General features: G+C 34.3%; 8 protein-coding genes and 1 pseudogene. 2 read left to right on the top strand and 7 right to left on the bottom strand.

Annotation, left to right across the window (positions count from 1 at the left end; genetic code table 11):
* Positions 1–29: 29 nt before the first annotated feature.
* From BM183_RS18095 to BM183_RS18115, 5 genes are read right to left on the bottom strand one after another with little or no spacing between them, the layout of a single operon-like run.
* On the bottom strand, positions 30–1,502 hold the full coding sequence (locus BM183_RS18095) for an LlaJI family restriction endonuclease (protein ID WP_091688622.1): 1,473 nt from the start codon (positions 1,500–1,502) through the stop codon (positions 30–32).
* 5 nt (positions 1,503–1,507) lie between these two features.
* Complete coding sequence (locus tag BM183_RS18100) at positions 1,508–3,160, bottom strand: AAA family ATPase (RefSeq protein WP_091688624.1); 1,653 nt, start codon at positions 3,158–3,160, stop codon at positions 1,508–1,510.
* A gap of 18 nt (positions 3,161–3,178) precedes the next feature.
* Positions 3,179–4,249, bottom strand: a complete 1,071-nt coding sequence (locus BM183_RS18105; RefSeq protein WP_091688626.1) for a DNA cytosine methyltransferase — start codon at positions 4,247–4,249, stop codon at positions 3,179–3,181.
* Positions 4,246–5,307, bottom strand: a complete 1,062-nt coding sequence (locus BM183_RS18110; protein WP_207650161.1) for a DNA cytosine methyltransferase — start codon at positions 5,305–5,307, stop codon at positions 4,246–4,248. The genes BM183_RS18105 and BM183_RS18110 overlap by 4 nt, the downstream gene beginning before the upstream one ends.
* 58 nt (positions 5,308–5,365) lie before the next feature.
* Positions 5,366–5,557, bottom strand: coding sequence for a helix-turn-helix domain-containing protein (locus BM183_RS18115; protein ID WP_091688628.1), 192 nt, complete (start codon positions 5,555–5,557; stop codon positions 5,366–5,368).
* A 209-nt stretch (positions 5,558–5,766) separates the two neighbouring features.
* Between BM183_RS18115 and BM183_RS18120 the strand changes: the two genes are divergently transcribed.
* Complete coding sequence (locus BM183_RS18120; RefSeq protein WP_091688630.1) at positions 5,767–6,834, top strand: HNH endonuclease; 1,068 nt, start codon at positions 5,767–5,769, stop codon at positions 6,832–6,834.
* Between the two features lie 331 nt (positions 6,835–7,165).
* Here BM183_RS18120 and rlmD read toward each other — a convergent pair whose 3' ends face one another.
* Positions 7,166–8,545, bottom strand: coding sequence for a 23S rRNA (uracil(1939)-C(5))-methyltransferase RlmD (rlmD, locus tag BM183_RS18125; protein ID WP_091688632.1), 1,380 nt, complete (start codon positions 8,543–8,545; stop codon positions 7,166–7,168).
* A gap of 868 nt (positions 8,546–9,413) precedes the next feature.
* Between rlmD and BM183_RS18130 the strand changes: the two genes are divergently transcribed.
* Positions 9,414–9,809, top strand: coding sequence for an FMN-binding protein (locus BM183_RS18130; RefSeq protein WP_091688634.1), 396 nt, complete (start codon positions 9,414–9,416; stop codon positions 9,807–9,809).
* A 238-nt stretch (positions 9,810–10,047) separates the two neighbouring features.
* On the opposite strand, the pseudogene BM183_RS21140 reads toward BM183_RS18130, so the two are convergent.
* Positions 10,048–10,210: pseudogene (locus BM183_RS21140) on the bottom strand (IS256 family transposase); the annotation flags it as partial.

Below are 10,210 nucleotides of genomic sequence, written 5' to 3' on the forward strand. Positions count from 1 at the left end.
GTATAGCCTAAGGCAACATATAAAGAGGATTACAATTCTAATTCTTCAATCCTTACCATTGTACGAGTCAAGTAGTGCTTGTACATATATGTAGCTGGCAGTAACCTAATTTGGATTTCTTCCAATCCAAGAGCACTTAGCATATCCAACATAGCTACACCTTTTTTTATTATATGATTCTTTTCCGTTGGTATTAAAAAACAGTTTTTTACTGTTCCAATATTATGCATGGTAATAAATTGCTTGTAAGCTAATTGATATAAATATTGTTTAGTAATATCCCCAATTCCTGGTTGACTGCGAAGTTCTTTTTCCTTTTCTAACTGAATATTATAATATTTAGCATCAAAAATAATAAATTGCTTTTCTCCATTATTATCTTGTATAGATATTAAATCAGGAATAAGAGTTTCCTTTGCTGTCTTGATGAATACTTTACCACTTTCATCCCAACCACACCACTTTGGTTTTTCAATTACTTCAATTAATTTCTGTTTAGGATCATACCTAGAACCTAGCTTTACAGGAAGATCTAATCTGCCTAATTCTGTATTCAATTTATTGTCAAACACCTCTGCACACACATTCTCCCATACTAAATTAAAATTATTGGTACCATACATACTAATACTATCGTTGTCTTCAAGTGTACGTTCGTGATTAACATAAGCATACAATGTCTTTAGTAATATCTGCTTTCTAGTATTAAATTGAACATTCAACTCAGCGTGGATTCGGTAAAGTATGTAGTCCCTGCCCCCTAAATCCCCTAAAGTCTCTTCTGACAGATTAACTGGAACCATATCAAACAATTCTAACAGTCCTGAGTTTTTCATTTGAATATTACATTCAGTCAAAATGCATTCATGAAGCCTTTTTATAAAGTCCATTTCATCATTTACAGTCTTTTCTGTATACAATTCCATATAATATGGCCTATTGTTACTGATAAGTGCAAAGCTTTCATTGATGGTTTTATCCCATAAGATTTCACCATCTCCGTTGATTTCTATTATATCTTCACTATTGTTATAGATACCATATTCATGATAATCATTTAGAAGATACAAGATAACAGCCAAAAGATTAAAACTACGATTATCTCCATCTCCATTAAATACATGAACCATCTCTTGCTTAGAGCCATAACGTTCGAGCACTTTCAATATCTGTTTCATTTCCTCTAAAGGTTTATCATTATGTAACATATACTTTGGGTAACTTTTAATAATCTTTGAACCTGTTGTTATTACCCCTACATATGTGAATACGTAAAGACAATCATCATTTCCAGTCTCTGAATCAGAAACTTCGAAATCTTCATCTACTAAATCTGAAAGTTCTTTTTGCTCTGAATTATTTTTAACAGTTTTAAGAACACCATAAGCCTTCAAGTTTTTAATAAATTTATTTGCCTCATCATCATTCAGTCTAAAGACTTTCCGTATTTCATTTTTACTATATCTCTTTTGCTCTCTAACAAATTCGGATGTAATCCCCATAAATATTACTCCCCTTGCTTGTTATAGATTTCCCGGAAACCATCTCCAAAGATATCTATTCCAATTTCATCAAAGGCATCACATACAGAAGAATATTTAGCTGTAGAAAAATTCTTCACACCATTACATCCATCAAAAAGCTTATTTTTATATTGCTTTGCAGCATCCTCATAGAGATACATAATAACCTTATTTTTAAAAGCAGAGATAAATTTCTCTGAATCTACAATCGTATCATCCGCTTCGCTTACAGTTCTAATTAACTTATTAGATAAAAAATAAGGACCCATCAGTTTATCTTCATTAACCTTATAATCCTCTGCTAACTTTTCGTTTATAGCTTTTCGCAATTGATTCCATTCAACTTCTAATTCATGCAATCCTTTTCCTAATTTAATTTTACCCTTTATTGCACCATCATTCTCATTTATTCCAAGATATTCAAAATTCCATCTTCTCTTGAATGCGGTATCCATAGGAAACACACCTTGATCTGCACTATTCATTGTTGCCCAAATAAACATATTATCCGGAATACGAATACGTGAATAACTTTCAGGACTACCACCAAGTTCTTTAGCTAAATATTTCTTAACATCTTCACTTGCATAAATCTCATACTCACTTACTCCGTCATCATCCCTATCAAGCAACTGAAATACATCTCCAAAGACAGCAGCAACTTTAGCACGGTTAATTTCTTCAATCAAAAGTAAATGTGGTTGAGGACTTGAATCCCTACCACTCTTAAGTGCCTCTACATACACCCTCATAAATGGGCCAGGAACAAACTCATATTTAATATCTGCTGTTCCATCCTCTGTAACAGGTTTATAAGTTCCCACAAAGTGGGAGTATGCATAATCTGGATGAAATGTCACACGTTCATATGTCCCTAATGTGCCATCCATAAGTTTCTTGCAGTCTTCCCTCAACTGATAACTTTTTCCTGTTCCAGGTGCACCAAACACAATTCTGTTTCTATTAAAATCAGATTGAAATCCAGTTTTAAAACTCATCTCATTACTGGAAGAATCATATTCTGTCGTACCTTCTGATACAATATTTACACCTACTATATCATGATAATCTGACACGATTTTTTCTGAAAAAATCTCAATATTTTTTAGATAGTATTGCATAAATTCTTTCCTGAATGCGCATACCACACCATTTCCCGTTGGATACTCAAACTGCGCAAAACCACAAGACATTGCATCTGCTATCATCTGAATATTTGCTTGTTTAGATACATTCCCACCAGTTTGCTTGTTCATTGGTCTCCAAGCAATAATAATTGAAATACCTTTCCTTTTATATACTCCTAAAATAAGACCTATGTTGCCTTGAGTATTAGCATCAACCAATTCGTTTAGTTGTTCTCCAGGTATCTGAATTCTTTGCTCTCTCGGGATTGTGTCAGGACGTCCTCCTCCTGACACAGTTTTTACTCGAAAAACAACTTCCTTATCTTCTTGGTTTACAAATATTTTAGCTTTATATGGCTGTTGCTCTTTATTTATCCAATTAAACGAATGTCCATACGAAGAAAAAGCTTCCTCAATTATTTGTAATTCCTCATTTTTAAGTAATTCTTTTGGTGGGTCATCCTTCTCTATAGTCCCATCAAGATTAGCATGATAATATTGTGAAGACATCTTTTGTCATCTCCTATCCTAATTAAAATATTGTTCTTTAATTGCTGCTGCTATCTGCTTTACTAGCATTGGTGGAACGGCGTTTCCCACCTGCCTCCACTGGTCCTTAAAATCTCCAGCAAGTTCATAATCATCGTCGAATGTCTGAATCCTTTTTATTTCTGAAATTCTTAAAAACCTATTTTTCCAATGGAATGGTCCCATATTATTAGAAAAACTAGCTTGTATAGTCCATGACGGTCTCTCTGGAGAAAGCTTTAATAAAAATGACCAGTATCTTGACCTCCATTTAAATATTGGTTCGGGATATCCTCGTTCTTCGGTAAAATATAAATAATTGTCACCTGGCGGCACTAATTTCAATAAATCTTTATGCTTAGAACCTGCTTGCATTTTCTCATCTTCTGGCAGGTCGTAGTCTAAATCCCCGATAGCTTCACCACAAGTTACCCAAGGTTTCATTTGATTATGCAATAGTTCACTATATTTTTCAGGATTGTAATGTGTAGGCTCTGGAAACACAAAAGGCTTTCCAAATCCTTTTTTCACACCAACACATATAAATCTTTCTCTCGTCTGAGGCACCCCATAGTCGGCAGCATTTATTACTCTATAACTTATATCATAACCTAATTCTTCTGACTGCTCTTTTAGTAATTCGAAGGCAGCTTGATGTGGCTTAAATACGAACCCATGAACATTTTCAAAGAAAAAAACTTTAGGATTTAATTCTTCTAATGCTCTAAAATAATTATACAGAGTAAATGAATTCTCGTCTTCCAATGCTCTCTTCTTATCCTTTAAATAAAACCTTGATTTTGAGTAAGCTGGACAAGGAGGTCCTCCCACCAAACAGTCTATTTCTTTTACTCCTGTTCTTTCTGGAACTGATTTAAAGTCTACCTTTCTAACATCGTTACACTCTACTATTTTATTAAACTTATATAACCCTTTTGATGTATTTAACTCTAATGTTTTGCATGCAGGTTCCCAAAAATCAGTAGCAAATATTATATCATACCCTGCCTTTTCAAACCCTAAATCAATACCACCGCCACCCGAGTAAACACTAACTACTTTTGGATTCATTCTAAACTCTCCTTTACAAACTCTATCATTGCTTTTCCCATCAAAGGTGGAACAGCATTCCCAATTTGCTTCTGAACAGATCTTCGAGATCCACAGAATTTATACCCTCTTGGGAAAGTCTGAATTGCCGCAGCTTCTGGTGCTCTCAGCCTACGATTATTCCAATGGAATGGTCCGACCCATGGACCAGGCTGTGCTGTAATTGTCCAGGATGGCATATCAGGAGATAATTTCAGTAAAAAACTCCAAAACCTCTTATCTGCAACAAATTTAGGATTTGGATACCCTGCCCATGCAGTTAAGGCCTTATAGTTTTGCCCAGGAGGAACTTGACATAAATCATTATAATATGTTCCTCCCTTAGCCACTTCATACTCTTCAAAATATTCATCAGTATCAAATCCTTGCATTACTTCTCCGACATTAACATATGGTTTTAATCCCAACACATCACATTTGCTTGGATCGCAATGCGTCTTCCGTGGTTCTTCAGATTTAAAACTACCTTTTGTTCCCAATATAAATAATCTTTTCCGCTTCTGTGGCACACCATAATCAAGAGCATTTGCTCTTACAATTTTGCACGTATATCCATTTTCCTCTACTATTTCAAGAAACTTCTCTACAATTACCTTATTTGTAGGATGTAACAAACTCTCCACATTTTCAAACACAAAACCATCTGGTTGTATATCTACTACAACCCTTAAATATTCATCTACCAAAGTGGCTCTTGGATCATTAATACCTCTTCTAGTTTGATTTCCTACCCAATACCCAGCCTTTGAAAATGGCTGACATGGTGCACCACCAATTACTATGAATTTTTTCGGATTATGTTCAATGACACAATTTTTAAAAACATCACTGTCAATATTATGTAGATCACCTTCAAAAACTTTTGTATTTCCAAACATCTCATTTGCTTTTAAAGTCTCAACACAGTCTGCATCAAAATCGGTACTTGAAATAACAGGTACGTTAGCCATAAAACTAGCTATATCTAGCCCCCCAGCACCTGAGAATAAACTAACTGCTACTATATCTTCATTCATCATTATTACCACCTAATCTAAAATTGTATTTTGCAAATTTTGCCTCGTGTATATTTATAAATTACATGGCACTCTTACCACTCTTTATCCATGCATCAACCTCTGAAATTTTAAATTTCCATTGTCTCCCTACTTTATGTGCAGGCATATCTTTCTTTTTTATCCAATTCCGAATAGTATCCTTATTTACTCCTAAAAATATTGATACCTCTTCTAGACTTGACCATGATTCATTTACAGAATTGTCTACCATTATTTTTCCTCCTTATTAAAGCTACCATAAGTATAAATGATTCGATGTGAATAATCAAGCAGAACAGCACTTTAACATATTTAAGCATGATTTAATATGAATAAGTCAAAATAACTAGTAACAACTACATGTATGCATAATTAATCAATATACAAAAATGTAAGCAGATGATATAATGTACACATCTTTATCTAAGGGGGTACTTACATATGCCATACAATCAAATTACTGCTACAGGTATTATTGCTCCGGGTCCTGATCCAAGTGGACCATCTAGAGGACAAATATGTCAAATTATTTATGACGCACTAAACCAAAACGGATACTCTTTTCAATGGATTAATAGAAGTCATCAACCATATCAAGGCACACTTGATAATGGTGTTTATCAGATAGACTTGTATATCTATGCTTGGAGAATTATTAATGGTGGTCGTGATAATCTTCCATCAGAAAAAAGAATCGAAATTAGACGAGGTGTCAACAATATTGGTTTTCAGAGACCAATTACAGCAACCCAAAAAACTCTCTTATTAGGAATCTATGACTGTCCGACAGGAACTCCTATTTTTTCTGCTTGGGATGCTACCGACCCTCGTAACATGGGTGTATCGCAAAAGTCATGTCAGGTAAAAGTTGATGAACTATTAGCTGGACTCAATAATGGAATTCACACGTGTTTAGATTCCAGAAATAATACAATTTATACATTTACACCTGACTTTTTAGGTGACTATATTGACTTAGTTCAGTCAGGCAATGCACTTCCAGGTGTTCCACAAAACACAACTCCTTTGAGTAACAGAGTGCGAACTGCAAATATGCCACGTAGACGCGCTCGTGCATTGCGTTCCACGGATTCTATTATGACCCAAATTGGTAACCTAACCCAAACTGAAAAGCACGCTATTGTAAAACAACGAATTGGACAAGGACTTTTTAGAGACCTGTTGAAAAATAGATACGGATGCCAATGTGCTCTATGTAATATCAATACTGAATCAATGTTAATAGCAAGCCACATTAAAGAATGGTCTGCTTGCTCTACTGATGCAGAAAAATTAGATGAGAGCAATGGTCTTTTACTCTGTTCTCACCACGATGCACTATTTGATAAACACTTAATATCTTTCGAAGATACCGGTACACTAATAATTTCGCCAACACTCTCGATTTCCGAACAAGCAAGTCTACAGTTAAGTTCAATTCCTTTATTAACTGTTACAAATGATATGAAGCCATATCTTGCATACCACAGAAATAAACTCAAAAAATAACTCGGAAGTTTTATGAGATATCTACTATCACGAAGTGCACTAGAAATAGCTATACTAGAATCACTCACCCAATACAACTAATCTATATCGTTTATGGAAATAAATGAATATGTTGCACAAAAACTATCTATTTAAAAAGAAGATATGCCATTAGCTTTTGCTAAATCATATCCCTTTTGCCTAAAAGTTAACCTTATGCTAAATCTTATATCCTTTTGCTAAAATGTAAAAATCTCCCATCCCCCTATAATAGGGAGATAGAGGATTTTCTTATTTTCTCTTAAAACACACCTACATTTAATTTTGAAACAAGGCTCAAACCCTTGTAAAATCAAGCTTTCTTCGTTAGCAGACAGACTGTCTCCACGTGCACCGTCCCCGGAAACATATCCACCGCACACACTCTATCCACTCTATAACCTCTTTCCTGTAACACAACAAGATCCCTTACCAAACTGGTTGGCTTACAAGAAATATATACAATTCGGTCTACACCATAATCAATAATCTTATCCAAAGCCTTAGGATGAATCCCATCCCTAGGCGGATCAAGAACAATTAAATCAGGCTTCTCTTCAATACTATCGATTACCTTTAACACATCTCCTGCTATGAATTCACAGTTATCAAGCTGATTCAACGCCGCATTCTCTCTTGCCGCAACAACCGCTTCTTCAACGATTTCAACACCAATGACTTTCTTAGCCACAGATGCTAATAATTGAGCTATGGTACCTGTTCCGCTATATAAGTCAAAAATTAGCTTGTCCTTAGTTTCACCTACGTATTCTCTGGCTTTGCTGTATAAAACCTCTGCCCCCAAAGAATTGGTTTGAAAAAAGGAGAAAGTTGATATTTTAAACTTCAACCCTAAGACTTCTTCATAAAAATAATCCTGTCCATAAAGGATATCCGTTCTGTCACTTTGTACAACATCCGCTTCCCTGTCATTGTATGTGTGTAATATACCCACTAATTTACCCTTTAAATTAAGTTCCATCAGTTTCTGCTTCCAGGTTTCCAATGCATCTTCTTCTGTCAGTTGATTATTATCCCATTGAGTAGAAGTAATAATATTAACCAGTATCTCACCTGTTTTTGCTGCTTTTCTAATGAGCAAATGCCTTAAATAACCTATATGGGTCATTTTTTTATAAAAGCTGATACCTAATTGGGTAAAATACTCTAATGTACAAGTAAGTATTTTGTTATAATCATCTTCAACAATTTGGCAATCTGATACAGTTACAATATCATGAAAACTTCCTTTTTTATGAAGCCCTAAGGCAAGGGGACCATCTTTTACTTCATCCCCAAAGGAGAATTCCATTTTGTTTCGATAACCCCATTCTGTTGGACTACCTTCTATTCCTTCAAATAAATAATCAGAGCATACTGAATCGATTAATGTCTTTACCTGATTCCCTTTTAATTCTAATTGTTTTTCATAAGGTATGGTCTGATAAGTACAACCACCGCAAGGTCCAAAATGTTTACATACCGGAGTTGCTGTTTCCATTGGTGAGTGTTCAATTATATCCATTAACCTGCCTTCACATTTGTTTTTACGGACTTTATTAACTACAAAACGGATCTTTTGCCCTGGTAATGTATTCTTAACTGCTACTTTTCCATCTTCTATTTCAACAATTCCCTTGTTGGGGAATTCCAGTGTACTTACATAACCTTCATATTCTTTTCCTTTTTTCATTCTGTTTCTCCTTGTATCATAGTTTTAGCAAGGAAATTTTATATTTATATATTAATAGCCTTGCTTCTATTATCATTTTGCACTTATTGTTTTTACTTTTCATTACATTTTTTTTTACTTTTCAGTACAATGCTGCTGATTAGAGATTGCTTAAACTGATGTCATAAACCATCAAGTAAAGCAGCATCACTACAATTTTATATTCTATTTCCTAAGGTTATACCTTATTAGCTAAGTATTTTCTTTTAACCACTTTATCTATTTATATTTTTCATATCTTCTGTATTTATCTTATTTACTTATTTACTTTTTTCTTGTCTTGGCTTTTCTTATCTTAACTCTTTTGTCTTCCACCTTTTTTATCATTAAATTCTTATTGTCTTCAACTTCTTGATTCCCTATATTATCTTACTTTCCATTTATCTAATTGCACAAAGCAACGATATTCATATAACAACGATTTTTCTACCGTCATCATAATCGCTCCTAGATAATAGTTGTATGAAAGTATCCTACAAAAGCTATCTCCATCAAGAGTTCGTATTTAAAATACTAAATTATTATACGATACAATCAGTTTGTTTGTCCACACGTATATGTTTTATCTTTATTACCCGTTAGGTAACTTAATTTGTATTCAATTATTATCATTAATTTTACATTTTAATATAGTATTAAATTTTTCGAATTCAAAGTTTTAAAACCACTTATAGCCTTTCAATAATATTTCTGTATACTTATAATTCAAGCGTATTTATAATTCCAGTATTCTTATAAATCAAGCATGCTTATAATTCCGTCATTATTTTCATCCTTTTAATAATATCACTGATTGTTGATAATAATAAGCCTAAAGGAGGTGAAAATTATGAGTAGAAATAAATGTTCTAAATATTTCATGCTAATTTCTTTATCCTGTTTACTAGGTTTATTTCTTATGGGGTGTGCTAAGGAAAAAAATACTGATTCAGTAGAGGGTACAACATACACTGGAACAGCACAAGGATATGCGGGAGAAGTTACCGTAAAGGTAACTGTTGCAAAGGATGGAACTATTAATGCAATTGATGTGAATGCTCCAGATGAAACGAAAGAGGTTGGTGGTGCAGCCGCACCAAAGATTGCCAAAGCGATAATAGCAGACCAAAGTTTAGCTGTTGATGCTGTAGCTGGTGCAACCATAACCAGCAATGCTGTAATAACAGCCACAGAAGTTGCTCTAAAAGAGGCAGGTGTAGATACAGAAGCTTTGAAGAAAAAATAATTTAACAATACTAACCCTCACTGCTGTCATTCTGAGCAAAAATCAGAGAATTTCTCTATAATAAGAGACCGTTTCAAAGTCCGTGTAAACTCAAAAAACTGACATAAAATTTTAATAGTTATTTATGGGCAAGGCCATTTTTCTGTGGTTCTTGCCCATGCTTGTATTATAAATCTGTTTTTGGGGTTGTCAAGTAAAACTCCCCTTCGGCAGTCTTAATACCTTAATTTTTCCGTTTTTAGGATAACCGTTCTTCAAAGAATATCTCCAACTGGGAGTGAATCTGTCCCCAGTCCTGACGGTGCCCTGTCCATTTTTTCGTGATGTCCATCGTGGCCAGATACAGCATTTTTAGCAGACTGTCGTCTGTGGGAAATACGGTCTTGCTTTTCGTAACCTTC

Origin of the sequence: Anaerocolumna aminovalerica (assembly GCF_900115365.1) — a bacterium.
Classification (GTDB): Bacteria; Bacillota; Clostridia; order Lachnospirales; family Lachnospiraceae; genus Anaerocolumna; species Anaerocolumna aminovalerica.